An 18,771-nucleotide genomic window follows, 5' to 3' on the forward strand; every position below is an offset into this window, starting at 1 on the left:
AGCGTTACGTTCCTCGTGGTCCGGGACGGGTCTTATGAGGATACGGGCACAAACTTTCAATCACGCAATCGGGGCAGCGCGGTTTCTTTGCCAGACAGACCCGTCGCCCGTGGAACTGTAAGAGGTGACAGAAACGAACGCGATCAGCCTCGGGGACCAGTTGGAGAAGGTCCTGCTCGATTTTGTCGGGGTCGGTTTCCCGGGTCAAACCTAGCCTTTGGGAAAGTCTTGCCACATGTGTGTCTACCCCAATAGTAGGTTGTCCGAAGGCGTTTCCTAGCAGGATATTCGCGGTCTTTCGGCCGACACCGGGCAAGGTAAGAAGTGCCTCGAGAGAGTTCGGAACTTCTCCCTGGAAGCGTTCCACCAGTGCCTGGCACACTTCCCGGATGGCTTGGGCCTTTTTCCTGTAGAAATTGATTTGGGATAGCTCTCGCTCGAGCTTTTCTTGAGGCTGGCTTGCCCAATCTTGGGCAGTGCGGTAGCGGGCAAATAGCTCTCGGGTGACAGAATTGACCAGGGTGTCGCGAGCCTGAGCCGCCAAAATAAGGGCAATTAAAAGCTCGAGCGGGTTGGAAAATTCCAGTTCCAGCCGGGCGTCCGGATAAACAGAGGCAAGTTTCTCGATGATCCGCGCAACTCGCGTACGCTTTTGGGCGAGTGTTTCCATGGTAACCCTGTTGGGATTTTTATGTCTTCGTTCACGGGCAAGCGAGGAATTTTCAAACCGTAGACTCTTTTGGACTTTGATCCGAGGAAGTAACTGGGCTTTGGAACTATGCTCGGGAAGCTGCATCTAGTTCTCGAAGAGCTGTGTAGTCCTTCCCCAATGGCTTTCATAGGCGCTTTCCCAAGAAACCGCGATTTCCATTCCAGAAGGAGTTGCGGATGCTCCGGCACACCATGCGGTAGAGAACGTGGGGGATGATCGGGATGGTGACCCACCGCAATGGCATCGATCCAATGGTCTAGCAAGGGATCTGGTGTCCAAAGGATTGGTGCGATGTGTTGACCGGAGCCGTGGCTACGCCGACGGGAACGATAGTGGATGCGATGTGCGCCGAACGTGACTAGCCGGAGCTCTCCCAGGACATCCAGCCGGATGACATTGACTTCTTTTGTTGTCGGCATCCGGGATGCCATCGCCGTGGCCCGATGCTGTCAAGGTGCTCAAAGACGTCACGGCGAGGCGGTGGGTCCAGCGTATCCGCGAGCGAAACAAGCGGCACTTGGGTGGTCAGCTGTGCTGGCCGCCGTACTCGGTCAGCACGGGGGCAACGTCAGCGCCGAGATCGTCTGTCCTTCTCTCGAGGGCTCTAGCATGTTACCCGTAGGCAAGAGCCATAATGCCCATGGCGTTGATCCAAGGGGATGTTAGGGGAGGGTAAGCGAGATCGCTCTTACGGTGTTCTTCTCGGCCTACGCCGACGCTTGCAACTGGCTTGTACCCGTCATGTGCGAGTACCGCGTCTGGAAGAGGTGGCCCTGCACGTGTTTACGCGCCCACTCCATGCTGCGCTACCCAACGCCGTCGGCCGTCCAGGTGGGCTGCAATGTCATAATGTCATTTTTGCGGTCTGCAAGGCCTACGGAGCAGAGAAGACAATGGGGAATGCATGAGAAAGGACGCGCTCCTTTTTGCAGCTGTCGGGGCATCGTTTTTGAGTGTCCTCACTGCCGCCTCCCGGCGCACAGCGACGTGAACACGATTCGGAAGATTGCCCGGATAGGTGAGACCGCGTCTTGCCCTAGGGTGGCAGGAAACGCCCCGTGAGGTCGGGGGCGTCGGGAGAGGGGCAGCCATGTTTGCGCCCTATTAGTAGGGCCTACGAATTCAGTCGTGGGTGATTTACGTGCCAGGTACCCCGGTGCAACTTACGATTGATTCCCTTGGCAAGCTCGTTTGATGTCCTCCCGGATCGCTTGCACCAGTTCTTCGGCTGAGCTGAAAGCCCTTTCTTCTCTCAGGAAACGGAAATCGCCCACTTGTACGCGCTTGCCGTAAAGGTTCCCTTCAAAGCCAATGAGATGGACCTCCCACAAGGGTTTGCCCTCCCTTTCAAAGGTAGGGCGTCTTCCGTAGTTTGCCACCGCCCGCCATTGGGAACCGTCCGGGAGGCGGACCAAGCATGCGTACACGCCAGGAGGAGGGGTGAGTTGTTGGATCTCTGTGAGGTTGGCCGTATGGATGCCCAAAAGTGTTCCCCTGTGGGCTCCAGGGACCACAACCCCTTCGATGAAGTAAGGCCGCCCTAGGAGCCTTTCTGCCAGGCCAAAATCGCGTTCGGCAATCGCCTGGCGAATGCGGGTGCTATTGATGGGTGCCCCCTCGCAATGGACTGGCTCCACAGGGCAGACGCAGAACCTGTAACGTTTAGAGAATTCTAATAAAAAAGCCATATTGCCTTCCGCTCCTTTTCCAAAACGCCAGTCGGGTCCTACCACAAGAAAGGAAAGGTTGGGGAAAATACGGTGCAGTTCTTCCATAAAGGTGAGAGGGGAGGTTTCCCGAAGCTCAGAATCAAAAAGGATTACCCAAACGTTGGGGATTCCCAGTTTTCGAATCAACGTGATCTTTTGGTCCTCGGTGGTGAGGCGCGGAGGGGCCTTGGGTGGGTCAATCACCGCCAAAGGATGAGGTTCGAAAGTGATGACGGCTGCCTGGGCTGGATCGGATGCTAGGGATCGGGTCTTGCACAGAACGGCCTGATGGCCCAGGTGCACGCCATCAAATACCCCAAGGGTCAGGCTGCGGATGTTGGGGTGCGGCGAGAGTTCTTTCAGTTTGTACCTTGGCATGAAGATTTACCGGCGGCGGAGCCGGGAGACTTCAGGGAGGGGGAGAACATGTTGGAGCAGTTGGGATGGGCTATCGAGAGCTTGCAACGTTTCCCAAGAGATTGCTTGATCGAGAGTAAAATTGCCCGAGCGCAAACGTGTTAGCTCCACAAGATGCGCCCCGCATCCCAAAGCAAGGCCGATATCATGGCAATACGTGCGCACGTAGAACCCCTTGCTGCAGCCGATCTCAAAGTCAATATGTTGAGAATCTCTTCCGAGAATCTTGTAATAATACAAGTGAACGATCCGGGGTTTACGTTCTACGTTTTTTCCCGCACGGGCCAGTTTGTACAAGGGAATTCCTTTATACTTTACGGCTGAAATCATAGGTGGTGTCTGGTAGAAATCTCCCGTGAACCGCTCAAAGGCTTCTTGGATTTCGGCATCCGAATACTGCGGGACTGGTCGCTCCTCCAGGATGACTCCATCGGCATCTTGGGTGTCTGTGATTTGGCCAAGTCGCATGCGTCCTCGGTAGACTTTGTCTTCGGACATGAGAAGATCCTGGATTTTGGTAGCCTTTCCCAAGACCAGGATGAGAAGTCCCGTAGCAATCGGATCGAGCGTGCCGCAGTGACCGACCTTTTTTACGTGAAATTTTCGCCGGATGAAGGCTACCATATCATGCGACGTGTATCCTTTGGGCTTGTTGATGAGGAGAACACCATCGATTTCCATGCTTTTCTCAGAAGCTAGCTTGTCGCGCGGCATGACGTGATCTTGTATGCGGCGATCGCCAAACTATTGGAGCACCTGCCGGATTTCTTCCAAAAGAAGCTTTTCCATCTCGGCCATTGGGATGCGGGCGCGGATCCCGCTGGCGCGGGGGTGACCGCCTCCACCAAACCGCTGGGCAATCTGGCAGACGTCGATAGGAGCCCGGGAGCGCAGGCTGACACGGGTGAGGTTAGGCTCGAGCTCTTCTAACATGAAGGCGACCTGAACGGTCGATACTTTCTGAAGATAGGTGAGAAAATTTTCTACTTCCGTGTTCTCGGCCCCGGTTTGTTTCAGGAGAGCCGGTGTGAGGCGGTAGTAGGCGACCCGATTTTCCCATGCGAAGACCGTCTGGGCAAGGATCTCACGGAGGAGATGGAACTGGCCAATGGAGTAGTTCCGGTAGGCTCCTTCCGACAGCGAAAGAGGATCGGCGCCTTGTTCCACAAGCTCGGCGGCCATACGGAAGACGTCTGGTGAAAGGGGGCAGAATCGAAACGCGTTGGTGTCGGTCAAAAGCCCCACATAGAAGCAACTGGCAGCTTCCTTTGGACAGGTCCAGCCGAGGGCTTGGAGAAGTTTGTAGCAGACGAGCGCGCTAGCCGGTGCTAATGGGTCAATGAGGTTCCAGGTTCCGTAGCAGGTATTGCTTGCGTGGTGATCCAAGTTGATGTCCACCTTCCGATTCCAAAGAGCGAACGTCGGGCCGAGGCGTTCTTGGGTTGAGGTGTCCACGGCAATCACGATATCACATCCTTGAGGGGCGGTCTTAGGGGTGGAAACGACTTCTTCCGATCCGGGTAGAAACCGGTAGCTTCTGGCCATCCCGTCCTCGTTACAGACCAAAACTTCTTTCCCTAGGGCACGCAAGGTCCAAGCCAACCCAAGGCTGCTTCCGTAGGCATCTCCGTCGGGGCGTACGTGGGAGAGGATGACGATAGAACGTGCGTTTTTGAAAAGCTGGCCAATCTCGTCCCAGGATTCGTTCATAAAAAGTATCGGTGCCAAGCTACTGGTAAGGGTTTTCTTTGAAAAGGGGAATTGCTTGCTCTGGGCAAGACGGGCTCGGAAAAAGGGGAATTTTTTCTAACGAGTTCTAAAGATAGGGTCCGTGGAGGGTCCAAAGATCCTTCCAGGAAGGAGGCACCGGAAGTAGGACCAGTCCGGCCAACGCCCAAAGAAGATATCCGAGAAGCGTGCGAAGCCAACCGGGGGAAGCGAGCTCATTTTGTACGGGTCGGCAAGGTCCAAGATGCAGCAGGGAAAGGAAGAGGACCCAACTCAAGAGGGCGGGCCAAAAAAAGAGGCAGAAAAGGAAAAGGAAAAGGACGGTGCTTAGGCTAATCCTCCGCAGAGCACGAATGCCCCAGAGTGCATGGGCGAGCCATCCTCCATTTAGCCCGGAAACGGGCAAAAGGTTGAGCGTGGTTACAAGAAGCCCCACCCATCCCCCAAAAGCCAACGGGTCCAGCACAGCCCGCTGCTCGAGGGTTACCTTATCCCCGTGTGCCAATTGCGAAAATACCCAAAAAAACACTGAGGATCGGAGAGGAACTCCTGGTGCAAAGGGCAGGGGGGAACCGGAAACAAAACTTGAGTTTTTCAGGCCGAACCAGAGGCAGGGAAGTGCCACGGCCAATCCTGCGATGACACCGAAGGCTGCGGAATCGTACAGCCCGCGGCGCTCCACGCCGCTGTGTCGAACCGGCAGCACGGAGCCGAAGGTTCCCAAAGCCAAAGGGGCTGGCAACCAGTACGGGGGACCCAGGCGGATTCCGTGGAGGAAGGCGATGGCATAGCGGGTAACGTCTTGAGCCAAAAGCGTCGCCCAAATGGGCCAAGCCCCCTGAAAGGCCAGCAGGGCCTTGGAGGGTTCCAAAGGGAGGGTGATGCCATGGTGAAAACCTCCGGCCCAGGCCGTCGTTGCCAGCGTAAGGAAAAACAGAATGGAGGGGAGGAGCTTGGGGGATGGAGGTTGGGGTGGGTGAGAGCGCTGGAACGTGAGCCGGACTTGAGCTTCTTCCTCTCCGAGAAAGTATACGTCAATCTGGGTATCGGCCAGTCGCTTCCGGACGGTATCGAAGGCCTCGGATGCAGCGATTCCCGTGAGGGATCCAACAAGCTCCAGCGTTCCCTGTGGCCCCTCTCCCTGCCACCGGGTGTGAATAACTCCCTCAAGAGCCTTTTCGATGATGGGTCCTTCCGTTTCCCAGGAAAGCGCTGGAACGTCATCCTCCCGCTCGTTCCTCTCCTTCTTAGGGAAGGCCAGCACGTAGCCGATCCATGCATAGCCAGCACAAAAGAGAACGAAAACGATCCAGAGGGTATTCATTCAAAGGTTCTCTATGGGACCCAGGGCTAGATTGTACGCAATGACCGCCGGGGTGTGCGGGAAAGGGGCTATTTGCTTTGTCACACAGGAGGAGCTTGACGAGCCTGGGAGTGTTCGTAGAGAAGGAATGGTACATGGGCCGGCCACGAAAGGCAAGAGGAGCTTGTGAGAACCCTTCCCCCAAGTTTGCTTCCTATTGGCCGCAGGAAGATCCTGGCGAGACTCCGGACGGTCCCACTCTCCCCAAAACGCGGATTCATTGGCTGGGTGCCGTTTCCCTTTTTTCCTACAACCATAGCCCTGATCTAACGTTTCGGGTAAGTCTTAACCCCTACCGGGGTTGTGAACATGGTTGTGTGTACTGTTATGCCCGCCCGACGCACGAGTATCTTGGTCTATCGTGCGGGCTTGACTTCGAAACGAAGATCTTTGTTAAGCGGGAGGCCCCTGAGCTATTGCGCCGGGCGCTGGCTAGCCCGCGGTGGAGACCCGATCCCATTGTCTTAAGCGGGGTCACCGATCCCTACCAGCCCGTAGAGAGTCGACTCCGGGTAACACGGAGATGCCTGGAGGTCCTGGCCGAAACCCGACATCCCGTCGTTGTGGTCACCAAAAGCCGGTTAATTACGCGGGATACAGACCTTTTGAGGGAATTAGCTCGGCATAAGGCGGTGGGCGTTTGGATTTCGCTTACAACTCTGGACGCAAAACTCGCCTCGCGTCTGGAACCTCGAGCCTCGCTTCCCAAGGCCCGGTTGGAAGCGATCCAAGCTTTGAGTGCGGCCTCCATCCCGGTGGGGGTTCTGGTGGCTCCCGTCATTCCGGGCCTCACGACCTTCGGGCTGCGCGAGCTTTTGGGAAAAGCTCGAGAGGCCGGAGCGTGCCGAGCCGGTTACACCCTCCTCCGGCTTCCTGGCAAAGTCAGGGAACTTTTTGTGTCGTGGTTAAAGACCCATATGGCGCAGTCCGAGGATCGGATTCTTCTGACCGTTGCTTCCTGTCGGAATGGCCAGGTGAATTCTTCTGAGTTTGGAGTCCGGCTCTACGGAGAAGGCCCGGTGGCGGATCTTTTTGGAAAGCTTTTTAGCGTTTTGGCCAGTAAAGCCGGTTTGACCGAAGAAGGGTTTGAGCTTTCGGGAGAAGCTTTCCGCCGGCCAGCGCTGGGAAATTGCGAGGGGGAGCAACTGGAGTGGGATTGGGCGGAAGCCAGGCGTCCTCTTGCCCGTGAGGAACTCTGAGCGGATAGGCTGGAGCGCTTAGCCTTTTTGGAGAAGAGCTCCGGTGGCAATGGTCGGCGGGGGAGCGAATGGCGCGGTACCGGGAATTCCCTGAAAAGGGGAGAAAATCCTTCGCGGTCGTTTGGCCTGGCGGGTTTTTTTCCCGATAGAAAAGGAAGGGTTTGTTAGCCAAGGACCGGGGCCGACGGTTGCCTTTGACCAGGGTGTTTCGCGAAAGGAGGAAACTACGAGGTTGAGCTTTTCCAGGTGGTGGGAGTAGCTAGGAGGGAAAAAGGAAAGTCAAGGTTTTGACCGTTTCGCGTAAGCCCAAGCGCTTTGCCTAACCGGAGCAGCTTGGCGAGGTTACGGTTGGAAGGACTAGCCAGACCGTTTTTCGACAGCCACATTGTATCCATGGATTTTGAGCTTCATGCCCCCTATCCACCCAGAGGGGATCAACCCAAAGCGATTGAGGCAATCACAGAGCGGTTGGTGCGCGGAGAAAAGCACACGGTCCTTTTGGGGGTGACGGGTTCCGGCAAGACGTACACGGTCGCCAACGTGATCGCTCGGCTCAACCGCCCAACCCTGGTGATTTCTCACAACAAGACCCTGGCGGCCCAGCTGTACAGCGAATTTAAGCAGTTCTTTCCCAAAAACGCCGTGGAATATTTTGTATCGTACTTTGATTATTACCAGCCGGAGGCGTACATCCCTAGTACGGACACCTACATCGAGAAGGATTCGAGCATTAATGAGGAGATTGAACGGTTGCGACTTTCGACGACCACAGCTCTTTTGACCCGGCGGGATGTCATTGTGGTGGCCAGTGTGTCGTGCATCTATGGGTTGGGGTCTCCGGAAGACTACGCCAACATGGTGTGTGTTTTTCGCGTAAAAAGTCTTTTTCCCCGGGAAGAGATCCTCGAGCGTTTGGTTCAGATGCAGTATGAGCGGAATGAGGTTGAGCTTGCCCCGGGCCGGTTTCGAGTACGTGGCGATGTGATTGAGCTGTGCCCGGGCTCGGCGGAATACGGGATTCGGGTTGAGTTATGGGGAGATGAGATCGAGCGCATCTGTCGGTTTGATCCTCTGACGGGGCGGAGGATAGAGCCGTGTGACCAGGAGGTCATTTTCCCTGCCCGTCATTATGTCACCCCTGAGGAAAAAATGAAACGGGCGCTTGCTGCCATCCGTGAGGAACTGGAAGAAAGAGTGGCAGAGCTTGAGCGGCAGGGCAAGCTACTGGAAGCGCAACGGCTTCGGCTCCGGACGACCTATGATTTGGAAATGATGCAGGAGGTGGGCTACTGCAATGGAATCGAGAACTACTCTCGGCATCTGAGCGGGCGGGCGCCGGGTTCTCGGCCGTATTGTCTTTTGGATTTTTTCCCCAAGGATTTTCTTACGGTGATTGATGAATCCCATGTGACGATCCCGCAATTGGGGGGAATGTACGAGGGAGACCGTTCGCGCAAGCTGGTTTTGGTCGAGCATGGGTTTCGGCTCCCTTCGGCGTTGGACAACCGGCCGCTCAATTTTCGGGAGTTCGAAGAGCTGGTAGGGCAGGTTCTCTATGTTTCGGCCACTCCGGGGGATTATGAGCTAGGCAAGGTTGGAGGGCAAGTCATCGAGCAGATCGTGCGTCCAACTGGACTGTTGGATCCGGTTGTGGAGGTTCGACCCTTGAAAAACCAGATTGACGATCTGGTAGCGCGCTTGAGGGAACGGGTTGCCAAAGGCCAGCGAGCACTTGTGCTGACTTTAACCAAGCGCACGGCGGAGGATTTGGCCGATTATTTGAGAGAGCTTGGGATCCGGGTGCGGTATTTGCATGCAGAATTGGATGCTATTGAGCGCGTGGAAATTTTGCGGGGATTGCGTGCAGGAGACTTTGATGTTTTGGTGGGCATTAATCTTTTGAGGGAGGGGTTAGATTTGCCGGAGGTATCCCTGGTAGCGATTTTGGATGCGGATAAGGAGGGGTATCTTCGTTCGGAAAGGTCGCTTGTTCAGATTGCAGGTCGGGCAGCTCGACATCTGGAAGGGATGGTGATTCTCTATGCGGATGAAGTTACGGAATCGATCCGGAAGTTTTTAGAGATCACCCGTTGGCGTCGAGCGCAACAGCTAGCCTACAATGAGGCCCATGGGATTAGACCGCAAAGCGTAAGTCGAAGGGAACAAGAAAGTCTGCGTGTGGTCGCCAGTGCCGTTGGCTGGGATAAGAAAAAGGGCTTGGGTGAGGAGCGCTGGCAGGATCTGGATTTGGCAGAGGTTTTACGAGAACTTGAACAAGAGATGATGGAGGCTGCTTCTCGGTTGGAGTATGAGAAAGCGGCCCTTTTGAGGGATCAAGTACAGGAGGTGCGGAAGCGTTTAGGGTTACCTCCGGTGCGGGGCATGCGTGCTTCCGGGGCGTGGAAGGGACTCACGGGTAAGGGAAGACGCGTTGGGAACCGGAAGGTGGGGAGCCGGTCTTGACATAGGATGGGAATCGAAGAGAGTCGTCCATGGTGGAGTCGTCGGGCACATTTCTTCGGCCGGTGTATCGGAGGATTTTGTTAAAGCTTAGTGGGGAGGTATTGGCGAGCGAGCGGGAGGCCCTGGACCTTGATCTTACTATTAAGATAGCAAGGCAAATTGCCCGCGTCCACGCGCTGGGGATTCAAATCGCCATCGTGATCGGAGGGGGGAACTTTTGGCGTGGAACCACTGCCGCTCGCGCCGGAATGGACCGAGCCACCGCCGACTACATGGGAATGCTGGCCACGATCATCAACGGATTGGCTCTGCAGGACCGGCTGGAAAAAATTGGTGTTCAAACGCGAGTCCAGACCGCCATCGAAGTCCGAAGCGTTGCAGAACCGTTCATCCGGCGACGCGCCATCCGACACCTGGAAAAAGGAAGGGTCGTCATCTTTGTCGCCGGCACCGGAAACCCATTTTTTTCTACCGATACGACGGCAGCGCTGCGGGCAAGCGAAATCGGCGCCGAAGTCATCCTGAAGGCAACGAAGGTGGATGGAATCTACGATAGCGATCCCACCCTCAATCCAAAGGCCCAGCGCTACGAGCGTGTCAGCTATCTGGACGCCCTGCGGAATCGTTTAACCATTATGGATTCGACGGCCTTCTCGCTTTGCATGGATAACCGGATTCCCATTATTGTGTTTAATGCTTTCCAAGAAGAAAACCTTTTGGCCGTGGTCCAAGGCAAACCGGTCGGCACCCTTGTCTGGGACGGTGAGGGAGAGCCTGTCGCGGCAAGAAGCGACCGCGAGTCAACAGCCGTGCCTGGGAGCTAGTCATGACCCTCGAAGAAATTCTTCTGGAAACCGAAGAACGAATGGAGAAAGCCTTAGAGCATAGTCGCCAGGAGTTTGCGACGATTCGGACGGGGCGGGCGTCTCCGGAACTGGTAACTCACCTCATGGTCGAGGCGTACGGGACTCACATGCGTCTGAGGGATATTGCGGCCATCACTACTCCGGATCCTCATTTGATCGTCATCCAACCCTGGGATCTTACCCTGGTCGATTCGGTCCGCAAAGCACTGGAAGAGTCCAAGTTAGGGGTAAACCCGGTAGTCGAGGGAAAATCCATCCGGGTTCCGATTCCTCCCCTGTCCGAAGAGAGACGTCAAGAATTGGTGCGCTCGGTCCGCCGTCTGGCCGAAGAGGGTAGGGTGGCACTGCGCGGAATCCGAAGGTATGCCCTGGAAACGGCCCGAAAGCTTGAACGGGAAGGAGAATGGTCGGAAGACGATTTGCGTCACGCAGAGAAGGAAATCCAGAAACTGGTTGACCGGTTCATGGAAGAGATGGAACGGCTCCTGGAAAAAAAGGAACGGGAACTTTTGACCGTGTAGCGTTTCTGGTTGGTAAGCTTTCCAATCGGTTGCCCATAGCTAGAAATATCGGGAGACATAAGGCTGTGTATGGGCAAGTCTATCCGCATGAGGTTTGAGTGCGTGGGCCAAGCGGCCGACAACCTATTTACACATCGACCCGAGACACTTTTCTCTAACTCCTTAAGTTTCCACTACAAAGGTCAAAAAACCCAAGGAAGGGAAGCGAGGGTGCGGATAGGCTTCAAACAAGCTCCTTTGCAGAAGTCCCTTTGGGGGCGTGGGTCATAATGGCCGGTCCGGTTCCAGACCCTTCTCAAAGAAAGAAATGGATGGGATCAAGCGTTAGCTTCCAACCAAGTATGTCTTTCCTGGGCCCCGTTGTCGCTTAGTCCAGAGGCCCTTTGTGTGCCGCACCGGTAGGCGGAACCAGCCAGAGGCTTTTGTGGTACTTCACCCACCGCGGAACGGGTAGTGAATCTGCTCTTTTGTCTTTGGGGGGAGGTTTTTCCCTTTTGATCCTCCCACGATCCCAATCTGCCCATATGCGCGGGCGCGTGTCTTTGCTCCAGAAAGGGAGGGAAATTCGAAAGCCTCCTTGCACCCTGCTGCTTTCCCAAAGGATGAGCTAGTGCCTTGTGCCTATTTTTTTCTTCGTTTCTTTCTTATATTAAAGGGAAAAGATCCAAAAACTGGCCGTGGATTGCCGGAAAACTTTTGGCTATTGCCTGGGTGACAAAAAGCTTGGCCAAAAAGATCGCCTCTCGAAGGCCTAGTCCGAGAGCCAAACCTGCTGCAATGGCGCTTGAAAGCGCGCACCCAGTTCCGTGAGGATCGGCATTTTCGATACGCGGAGCCTCTAGCTCTTCCACCTTGTTTCCGTCACTAAAGAAGTCAATAGCCCATGATCCCTTAATGTGCCCCCCCTTGATAAGGACTGGGGCTCCAAACTTTCGTGCCAGTTCTTGGCTTGCTTCGGCAGCTTCTTCAGGCCCGGTAATCTCTTTTTCAAGTAAAACCATCGCCTCATAAAGATTGGGCGTAAAAACCGTAGCCATGGGGATGAGCTTATCCTTGAGGGAAAATAACGCGTCTTTCTGGAGGAGAGCTTCCCCGCTGGAAGACCGGATCAAGGGATCCACCACAAGCCGGGGAAGGGGCTTGAAGGATTGCAGCTCGTTGGCGACCGCTTCGATCGTCTCGCCCCGATAGAGCATGCCCACCTTGGCCGACACCGGTGCAATGGTTTCCCGGATGCATTGGAATTGCTCGCGGATCATCGACTGAGGTAAAGGCCAGATGGCGGAGATTTTCCCGGGTCGTTCTGCTACGACGCTGGTCAGTACTGTCGCAGCCATGACCCGGAAGGCGGAGAAAGTCTTTACATCGGCCTGGAGTCCGGCGCCACCACTACAATCCGAACCGGCGATTACCAGGGCCCAGACAGGGTTCTTGCCAGGCAAAGAGGTTCGGGGTAGGCTCACAGTGGTGGAAAAAAAGGATACTCTCGGTGCCATGATTCGGGGGATTGAGCTTCCTGGACTTCGGGCAACCTTGGACCATCTCGATTATAGTCCCTTTCTTTGGGGAGGTCCGCACAAGCGCCACGCCTTTGTCTACTACATCACCATTGCCAATGATAGCCCGCATACGGTTACTCTCCAAGGCAGGAAGTGGGTTCTTACAAGTCCTCTGGGGAAAAAAACCGTGATTGAAGGGGACGGGATCGTTGGCGAGCGTCCCCGCTTGCGACCTGGAGATCGGTTCCATTACCATAGCTACCATCTAGTAGGTGGCCGTGCATGGGTGGAAGGCTCCTATTTTGGCATCGACGAATCGGGAAGATGGATCGTGGTGCGGATTCCAGGGTTTGCGCTGGAACCTCCGCTCATTGAGCCCTCGAACGCCAAGGAGGAGTCAGCGGAAGCGGAAGGCTAGCAAGGAAAAGCGGAGAAGACCCAGAGCCTAGGAACTCGTAGAGGCTATCCCTCCCAGGGGGCACGCCAAAAGGAAAGAAAAAGTAAAAAAACCTCTTCTTGGCGAAACAAAACCCGCCGCAGAGGTATCGCGAGTCCAATGTTTTGGGGTTTTCCTCCCCGCAAAAGCCACCATTCTTCTGCTGGGGGAAACATGAAGGCTCCCAGAAGGAAGGGAGTTTTTTTTAAGACCTTCTTCGGATAAGAAGACCCGACCAAGCAGTGGCTGCTTTTCCCAGGGAAACGCGGGGATTCCCTGTGGCTTCGTTCCTTTTCCCGTCTTCTTTTGCCGGGGTTAGGTAGGGACCCAAGTCGGGCGTATTCCTTTTTTTGGATGATGGGCAGGCTGCTAGGCGTGTCCAAGCCCGTTCCGACCGGGACAGAAGACAAGCCATGCACGTTTTGCCCGTCAGGACAAACTCTGCGAGTACAGAAAAGATCACGGAAAATCGGCAGTTCGAGGTGGGCACGGAGTAACACGGCAGTTGAGCGCTTTTTCCTTGGGGAACCCCAGAAAGCAGTGCGAAAGTACCGTGGAAGAAGGGGGGCTTGAGGTTCTTTTTGAACGCCTTTCCGAAAGACCGTGTGGCCAAAAGGAATGCTGAGAAAACCCAGCTCTTAGCTGGGAATCACTAGCTTGAGATTGCGTGGCCTCTTCGGAGCCGATACATTTGTCAAGAGGTAAAAAGGGGCGCAAAGGAAAAAAAAACGGTGACGTCCCGGGAAGAAGCCAGCTTTTTTCCCTTTTCTATTTATGGGAAGGGAAACAAAGGCTTCGAGAGAACAAAGGCGATGGTCGAGGTATGCTTCCAAGCGAAGTTGTGGGAAGCGAAATGGGCAGGTAAAGCTCAAGGCTCGTATCGGGCCCTTCTGCGGCCTTTATGGGTGAGCCTTGGGGGATCTCCGGAGAAAGAAAACTCCTTGTTTCTTTTTCACGCCGGCCTTTCCGGTCATCCGAGCTGGCACAGTGTGGTGCAAAGGGTTCCGAGCCTCCCGCTGGGAGGGCTCGTTCTTTCCGCGAAGGTTCTGCCCCAAGAAAACTTCCAGGAAGTCCGTCACGGCCTTGTCCTAGGCCATTCTCTGGGTGAGTGGTCGAGGACCCAGCCTCGGATGGCAGGGACGTGCTCTACCCGGGGTCCCAGGGGATTTGCGTCACCAGGGACACGTAGCAAAGGGGACTGGCCCCGGTCTTCGAACGAAGAACGTAAAGAAAGGGGGAGCAATGAGTGGCAATCGTTCCAAAAATTCTTCACGACGCAGAGATCGCCGAGCCAAGGAGGCAACTTTTTCACGAACGCCGGCAAAGGGCGGAACGGCGAACAAGCCCAAAGGATTGGTTCAAAAGATTGCTGGATTGGTTCAAGGACTCTTCGGAAAAGGAAAGCCTTCTCCAACTAGTGACCACGTAAACGAGCCCGAGGAGGTAAAGAAAAGCCGGGAAGCACTACGGCGTTCGCCTCGGCGGGATAGTTCTGCGCAGGTGACGCGCCGACCGGCTCCTCCTTCTCGTCCCTCCCTCTCGGAAACGAGCGCGGAGGTTCGGGCTGAGGAAATCACAACGCCGCGTCTCTACGTAGGGAATCTTTCCTACGAGGCAGGAGAAAGCGATCTTTTTGAGCTGTTCTCCCAGGTGGGCCCGGTGAGAAACGTTCAATTGATTCGGGAAAAGCGCGGAACGCGCTCCAAGGGATTCGGGTTTGTAGAGATGGCGGATGTGGAAACTGCCAAGCAAGCGATCGTGCAGCTGCATCGGAAGGAGTTTATGGGTCGGGAACTGGTGGTTAGCGCGGCCAAGGGAGAGACAAGAAGGAAAGAGGCAACGTAAGCATGGCCGTTGGCATTTCGCAGGTTTTGGAATCAGGGGCAACGGCACGTAGCTTTTAGGCGGAAGGCGTGTAAGACTTATAAGCCGGCCCCGCGGATGGGAAGCGCGCACGCGTTTTATGGTCTCGAATCGCCAGCAAGGTGATCCCGCTGGAGAGAACTTGGATTTTTCCCTGGCCCGTTTGATCCAGGGTAGCGAGGCTGTCATTACCCTGGAGGAGCTTCAGGCCAAGCTTCGCAAAGGGCGCCCTCTCCGGGTAAAGTTTGGGGTGGATCCCACAAGTGCTGACATTCATCTCGGTCATGCAGTGCCTCTGTTTAAGCTTCGCCAGTGGCAAGAAGCAGGCCATGTGGTGGTGCTAATCGTCGGTGATTTTACCGCTCGGATCGGGGACCCTACGGGTCGAAACAGCACACGTCCGGAACTTGCGCTGGAAGAAATCCAGGCGAACGCTCGTACCTATCAGGAACAAGCGTTCCGGATTCTGAGGCCAGATCGCACGGAAGTTTTGTGGAACGGAACCTGGTTTGAGAAGATGAGTGCCGGAGAATTTCTTGCCCTACAAAAAAGGGTCACGGCTACTCGTCTTTTGCAGCGCAGGGAGTTTCAAGAACGGCGCGACCGCGGGGAACCCATTGGTCTCCACGAGCTGGTATATCCTTTGTTGCAGGCTTGGGATTCGGTGGTGGTCCAAGCGGATGTGGAATTGGGAGGAAGCGACCAGCTTTTCAATCTGCTTTTGGGGAGGGAACTCCAGGCCCAAGTGGGACAAGAACCCCAGGTGGTCCAGACTGTCTCTTTGCTCGAGGGGCTGGATGGAACCCGGAAGATGAGTAAATCGTTCGGCAACACGATTGGGATTACCGAAAGCCCTCAGGAAATCTTTGGGAAGGTAATGAGCATTTCGGATGAGCTCATGCTTCGATGGTACCAGGTGCTCCTAGGGACCCAGCCGGAACCGGGCGTGCATCCCATGGAGGCCAAGAAACGATTAGCCCAATGGATTATTGAGCGCGTGCATGATCCTGAAGCGGCACAAAAGGCTCGGGAAAGTTTTGAGCGTGTTTTTAGTCGCCGAGAGTTTCCGGAGGACGCTCCGGAAATGGTCGTGGAAAGTCCCCAGATCCCTTTGGTTCGACTTCTTCACACCGTTGGGGCGGCTTCCAGCCTTAGCGAGGCTAGAAGGCTGGTAGCTCAGGGAGCGGTGAGTTTGGATGGGGAAAAATGTTCGGACCCAAACAAGGTTGTGGACTGTTCGAAGGGGATTTGGCTACGATGTGGCAAGCGGTTTTTTGCTAAGATACGGACCCTACCCAGAGGGTAGGCATATGATATGCTTGATAAGCCTGTTAGACTGTGCAGACAAAGATACGGAGCCTAGCCAGGGGGGTAGGCTCAAAAGAGGGAAAAAGAAGGGGTCAAAGACGTTCCCTCGGCAAGGACCGCATCAAAAGAACCCCTTATTGAAAGGAGACGGAAGCTATGAAACGTTGGATCCTCTGCCTAATTCCGATGCTTGTGCTAGTGGGGACCTCGGTCCCGGGCCATGCAGCGACGGAAATACAGCTTGCCAAAAAGTCAAAAAAGCTTTGCACCTGTCCCAAGTGTGAAGCAGGGGACAACTGTGCGGCTCACAAGGGTAAGAAGTGTGACTGCGGTTAAAGAAAACCCGAGAGAAATCTTCCCTCACATGAGGCGTTAGGCGTGAGGGGCACGGAGAACTTCGGGTTTGTTGTCCCTGAAGCGCTTCTTTGGGGGGTGAGTGATCCTCGAAGGGACACTCGCCCCCAGAAGTGTAGCGTGCCGATCAAATGTTTTTTCTTTGGAGAGCACTTATCTCCCCATCTTGGCGTTCCTGCTGCACTGGCTTTTCATAAAAAAAACGGAAAATGGGATTCGGTTTAGGAAGCAGACGCTTCGGACCGAAAGAGCACTCACGCACGCACCCGTCTCTGGCTAGACTGAAACGTTCTGCACGGTTGTATACCGTCAGATCTCCAATACAGGTGGTCGTTTGCTTCTCACTGTTTGTCGATCTCTTTTGCCCTATGTCACGGAAGAGGATGCTAGGGCAGCGGTGAAGCTCTTCCAGAAAAACATACCTTCCCTGTGACATCCTGTCTGTGAGCTTCTCTTTCCCCAAGCGGGACACGAGTGTGGACGTTAGGTAAGGAGGTTTGAGAACTCCTCCATCCAAAGGGAAAAAAGAGGATACAGACGGCCCAGTTAGCGATTCGGGCCTATCCCTAAGCGTCGGACTGTGCGGGAGAGGCCGTGTCGGCCCGCAATGGATGGCTCAAGCCTCACTTTCCTCCTGCCTGCAAAGAAATGGGGCAAACCATGTGTGGGTGTTGTCAGTGTTGGGAGGAGCCCGGCAGTAGCGCATGCGGTGTATGCTCGGTCGGGAGGCAATTGACTGCCTCCCGCACCTCTCGCTTTAGAAGCGCGGGCATGGGCGTTACCTGGGCGTGCCACTGAAACCTCGGTACGCGAACCGCCGGCAGGGCTTTTCGGCTGGTGTCTGCAAGGATCTACCCGGGTAGGGGAACATGGTCCATGGTTTGAGGGACGGTTCCCTACGGGAACCGGAGACAGCACTCCCAACATGTCAAGCGATCATGGATGCAGGCCTTTCTAGGTGAACAGCCAAAAGGGAGTCTTTTGGATGAACCAAGCTTTACAGGTACTTTTTTAGCGAAAAAAAGCTAATGTGGAGGGTGGCCGATGAAGGATCGAATCGAGGTGGTTGTAGGAGATATCACGCAAATGCAGGTGGACGCTATTGTTAATGCAGCCAATACCAGCCTTTTGGGGGGTGGCGGGGTGGACGGAGCGATTCACCGTGCTGCAGGCCCAGAACTTAAGGAGGAATGCCGAAAGCTTGGGGGTTGTCCAACTGGGGAGGCGAAGATCACGCGGGGATATCGCCTCCCTTGCCGTTGGGTCATCCATGCGGTTGGCCCCGTTTGGCACGGGGGGACTCAGGGAGAAGAAGAGCTTTTGGCGAGCTGTTATCGCCGGGCGCTCGAGCTAGCTGAAGAGCATGGGGTGCGCTCGATCGCGTTCCCTGCGATTAGTACAGGTGCCTATCGATTTCCCAAGGATCGCGCTGCTCGGATTGCGGTTCGTGAGATCCGGTGTTTTCTGGAAGCGCATCCGACGATCGAAAAAGTCTTTCTTGTGGCTTTTGATGAGGAAATGCGCGGTTTTTATGAGAAAGCTTTGGAGGATGAAGGGTTGCTAAGAGCGAAAAACGATAGGGACACGTAAGGCTGTTCCTGGCAGGAGAGCAGATCCCAACGGAATGGAACGTAGGTGCCGAGCGGCGGAGCGTTTGCTACAAGACGGCTTGGAGGTTGAAAAAGGGGCGTTTGCGGGTTCCCGCAGAAGAGTTGCCGACTAGGACGGCAATCGTTCATGCGGGGCGGAGTGGGCTAACGGCGTGGACCTCTACGCACGGGTGTCCAAGCGCCGATCCGAAAGCGGATTAAGAGAGACAATCAGCTTGGGTTGTCCGAAGTTGGCTCTCAAGCAAACCGTCGCGGCCTTGTCAAGGCCATCGAGGAAGTCGGCTTTGGGATGGAAGGTTCTCAGAGAGGGTTCATTGGGCGGGTCTCTTATCCCAAGGTCGGCGCCATCCTGGTCAAGTGGTGCAACCGGCTGATGTGTTTGGGTTTGGAGTACTGGAAAGCGGTATGAACTGCGCAGAGTCGATCTATCCTGGCGGTGGATCCGAATGAGAGGACCGATGATATCGTGCGCGACCTGTATGAGGAGATCGTCACATTGTGCCCCCTTTACGCGAAGAAATCCGCGCAAAAGCGTGCCCAAGAAGGCGCTCGAAGCGATTGCATGAGTAAGCTCCCTTTTCTGACTTACTCGACGCCGTTCCCGGGTGACGATCGAACAGGGGGCGTTGCTTACCGCCTATGCGGCGCTCTACGGGCGGGTGGAGCGGAGTTTTTCTGCCAGATGCGCGTTCGTGTCTCGCTAAAGAAACGTAAGGGATTCTT

General features: G+C 55.3%; 16 protein-coding genes. 9 read left to right on the forward strand and 7 right to left on the reverse strand.

Going from position 1 to position 18,771, the window contains the following annotated elements; translation table 11 throughout:
- Positions 1 to 4 precede the first annotated feature (4 nt).
- The gene (gene nth, locus KK925_RS08715; RefSeq protein WP_174582381.1) at positions 5 to 670 is read right to left on the reverse strand and encodes an endonuclease III; all 666 of its coding nucleotides are present in this window, start codon (positions 668 to 670) and stop codon (positions 5 to 7) included.
- Positions 671 to 1,371: 701 nt separating this feature from the next.
- On the opposite strand from nth, the gene KK925_RS08720 reads away from it, so the two are divergent.
- On the forward strand, positions 1,372 to 1,620 hold the full coding sequence (locus KK925_RS08720; protein ID WP_174582323.1) for a hypothetical protein: 249 nt from the start codon (positions 1,372 to 1,374) through the stop codon (positions 1,618 to 1,620).
- A 255-nt stretch (positions 1,621 to 1,875) separates the two neighbouring features.
- Here KK925_RS08720 and ribF read toward each other — a convergent pair whose 3' ends face one another.
- The 4 genes from ribF to KK925_RS08740 all read right to left on the reverse strand — a co-directional run bounded on the left by ribF (position 1,876) and on the right by KK925_RS08740 (position 5,890).
- A complete protein-coding gene (gene ribF / locus KK925_RS08725; protein WP_174582324.1) occupies positions 1,876 to 2,799 on the reverse strand; it encodes a riboflavin biosynthesis protein RibF in 924 nt (307 codons plus the stop codon).
- 6 nt (positions 2,800 to 2,805) lie between these two features.
- Positions 2,806 to 3,519 (reverse strand): tRNA pseudouridine(55) synthase TruB, encoded by a 714-nt coding sequence (gene truB / locus KK925_RS08730; protein WP_174582325.1) that lies wholly within the window; start codon positions 3,517 to 3,519, stop codon positions 2,806 to 2,808.
- A gap of 63 nt (positions 3,520 to 3,582) precedes the next feature.
- Positions 3,583 to 4,566 carry a DHH family phosphoesterase gene (locus KK925_RS08735; RefSeq protein WP_214096442.1) on the reverse strand — a complete coding sequence of 328 codons (984 nt, stop codon included), beginning with the start codon at positions 4,564 to 4,566 and terminating at the stop codon, positions 3,583 to 3,585.
- 88 nt (positions 4,567 to 4,654) lie between these two features.
- Positions 4,655 to 5,890, reverse strand: a complete 1,236-nt coding sequence (locus KK925_RS08740) for a zinc metalloprotease (RefSeq protein ID WP_174582326.1) — start codon at positions 5,888 to 5,890, stop codon at positions 4,655 to 4,657.
- Positions 5,891 to 6,024: 134 nt separating this feature from the next.
- Here KK925_RS08740 and KK925_RS08745 point away from each other — a divergent pair, with 134 nt between their 5' ends.
- The 4 genes from KK925_RS08745 to frr all read left to right on the forward strand — a co-directional run bounded on the left by KK925_RS08745 (position 6,025) and on the right by frr (position 10,978).
- The gene (locus KK925_RS08745) at positions 6,025 to 7,128 is read left to right on the forward strand and encodes a PA0069 family radical SAM protein (protein ID WP_174582327.1); all 1,104 of its coding nucleotides are present in this window, start codon (positions 6,025 to 6,027) and stop codon (positions 7,126 to 7,128) included.
- A gap of 393 nt (positions 7,129 to 7,521) precedes the next feature.
- Positions 7,522 to 9,591, forward strand: a complete 2,070-nt coding sequence (gene uvrB / locus KK925_RS08750) for an excinuclease ABC subunit UvrB (protein ID WP_174582383.1) — start codon at positions 7,522 to 7,524, stop codon at positions 9,589 to 9,591.
- Positions 9,592 to 9,620: 29 nt separating this feature from the next.
- Complete coding sequence (pyrH, locus tag KK925_RS08755) at positions 9,621 to 10,415, forward strand: UMP kinase (RefSeq protein ID WP_174582328.1); 795 nt, start codon at positions 9,621 to 9,623, stop codon at positions 10,413 to 10,415.
- Between the two features lie 2 nt (positions 10,416 to 10,417).
- Positions 10,418 to 10,978, forward strand: a complete 561-nt coding sequence (gene frr / locus KK925_RS08760; protein ID WP_174582329.1) for a ribosome recycling factor — start codon at positions 10,418 to 10,420, stop codon at positions 10,976 to 10,978.
- A 644-nt stretch (positions 10,979 to 11,622) separates the two neighbouring features.
- On the opposite strand, the gene thiD is transcribed toward frr, so the two are convergent.
- Positions 11,623 to 12,420, reverse strand: a complete 798-nt coding sequence (gene thiD, locus KK925_RS08765; RefSeq protein WP_214096443.1) for a bifunctional hydroxymethylpyrimidine kinase/phosphomethylpyrimidine kinase — start codon at positions 12,418 to 12,420, stop codon at positions 11,623 to 11,625.
- On the opposite strand from thiD, the gene KK925_RS08770 reads away from it, so the two are divergent.
- A complete protein-coding gene (locus KK925_RS08770) occupies positions 12,410 to 12,895 on the forward strand; it encodes an ApaG domain-containing protein (RefSeq protein WP_214096444.1) in 486 nt (161 codons plus the stop codon). The genes thiD and KK925_RS08770 overlap by 11 nt on opposite strands.
- Before the next feature lie 223 nt (positions 12,896 to 13,118).
- Here KK925_RS08770 and KK925_RS08775 read toward each other — a convergent pair whose 3' ends face one another.
- Complete coding sequence (locus tag KK925_RS08775) at positions 13,119 to 13,376, reverse strand: hypothetical protein (protein ID WP_174582332.1); 258 nt, start codon at positions 13,374 to 13,376, stop codon at positions 13,119 to 13,121.
- Positions 13,377 to 14,266: 890 nt separating this feature from the next.
- Between KK925_RS08775 and KK925_RS08780 the strand changes: the two genes are divergently transcribed.
- The 3 genes from KK925_RS08780 to KK925_RS08790 all read left to right on the forward strand — a co-directional run bounded on the left by KK925_RS08780 (position 14,267) and on the right by KK925_RS08790 (position 18,028).
- Positions 14,267 to 14,758, forward strand: coding sequence for an RNA recognition motif domain-containing protein (locus KK925_RS08780; protein ID WP_214096445.1), 492 nt, complete (start codon positions 14,267 to 14,269; stop codon positions 14,756 to 14,758).
- 118 nt (positions 14,759 to 14,876) lie between these two features.
- The gene (tyrS, locus tag KK925_RS08785; RefSeq protein ID WP_174582333.1) at positions 14,877 to 16,082 is read left to right on the forward strand and encodes a tyrosine--tRNA ligase; all 1,206 of its coding nucleotides are present in this window, start codon (positions 14,877 to 14,879) and stop codon (positions 16,080 to 16,082) included.
- A gap of 1,400 nt (positions 16,083 to 17,482) precedes the next feature.
- Positions 17,483 to 18,028: an O-acetyl-ADP-ribose deacetylase gene (locus tag KK925_RS08790; RefSeq protein ID WP_174582334.1), complete on the forward strand. Its 546-nt coding sequence runs from the start codon at positions 17,483 to 17,485 to the stop codon at positions 18,026 to 18,028.
- Positions 18,029 to 18,771: the final 743 nt, after the last annotated feature.

It is taken from the genome of Candidatus Methylacidithermus pantelleriae (assembly GCF_905250085.1).
GTDB classification, from domain to species: Bacteria; Verrucomicrobiota; Verrucomicrobiia; order Methylacidiphilales; family Methylacidiphilaceae; genus Methylacidithermus; species Methylacidithermus pantelleriae.

Excerpts from the sequence above, each read along its gene's own strand:
- nth (WP_174582381.1), bottom strand. The coding sequence starts at position 670 with ATGGAAACACTCGCCCAAAAGCGTACGCGAGTTGCGCGGATCATCGAG.
- KK925_RS08720 (WP_174582323.1), top strand. The coding sequence starts at position 1,372 with ATGTTAGGGGAGGGTAAGCGAGATCGCTCTTACGGTGTTCTTCTCGGC.
- ribF (WP_174582324.1), bottom strand. The coding sequence starts at position 2,799 with ATGCCAAGGTACAAACTGAAAGAACTCTCGCCGCACCCCAACATCCGC.
- truB (WP_174582325.1), bottom strand. The coding sequence starts at position 3,519 with ATGGAAATCGATGGTGTTCTCCTCATCAACAAGCCCAAAGGATACACG.
- KK925_RS08740 (WP_174582326.1), bottom strand. The coding sequence starts at position 5,890 with ATGAATACCCTCTGGATCGTTTTCGTTCTCTTTTGTGCTGGCTATGCA.
- KK925_RS08745 (WP_174582327.1), top strand. The coding sequence starts at position 6,025 with ATGGGCCGGCCACGAAAGGCAAGAGGAGCTTGTGAGAACCCTTCCCCC.
- uvrB (WP_174582383.1), top strand. The coding sequence starts at position 7,522 with ATGGATTTTGAGCTTCATGCCCCCTATCCACCCAGAGGGGATCAACCC.
- pyrH (WP_174582328.1), top strand. The coding sequence starts at position 9,621 with ATGGTGGAGTCGTCGGGCACATTTCTTCGGCCGGTGTATCGGAGGATT.
- frr (WP_174582329.1), top strand. The coding sequence starts at position 10,418 with ATGACCCTCGAAGAAATTCTTCTGGAAACCGAAGAACGAATGGAGAAA.
- tyrS (WP_174582333.1), top strand. The coding sequence starts at position 14,877 with ATGGTCTCGAATCGCCAGCAAGGTGATCCCGCTGGAGAGAACTTGGAT.
- KK925_RS08790 (WP_174582334.1), top strand. The coding sequence starts at position 17,483 with ATGAAGGATCGAATCGAGGTGGTTGTAGGAGATATCACGCAAATGCAG.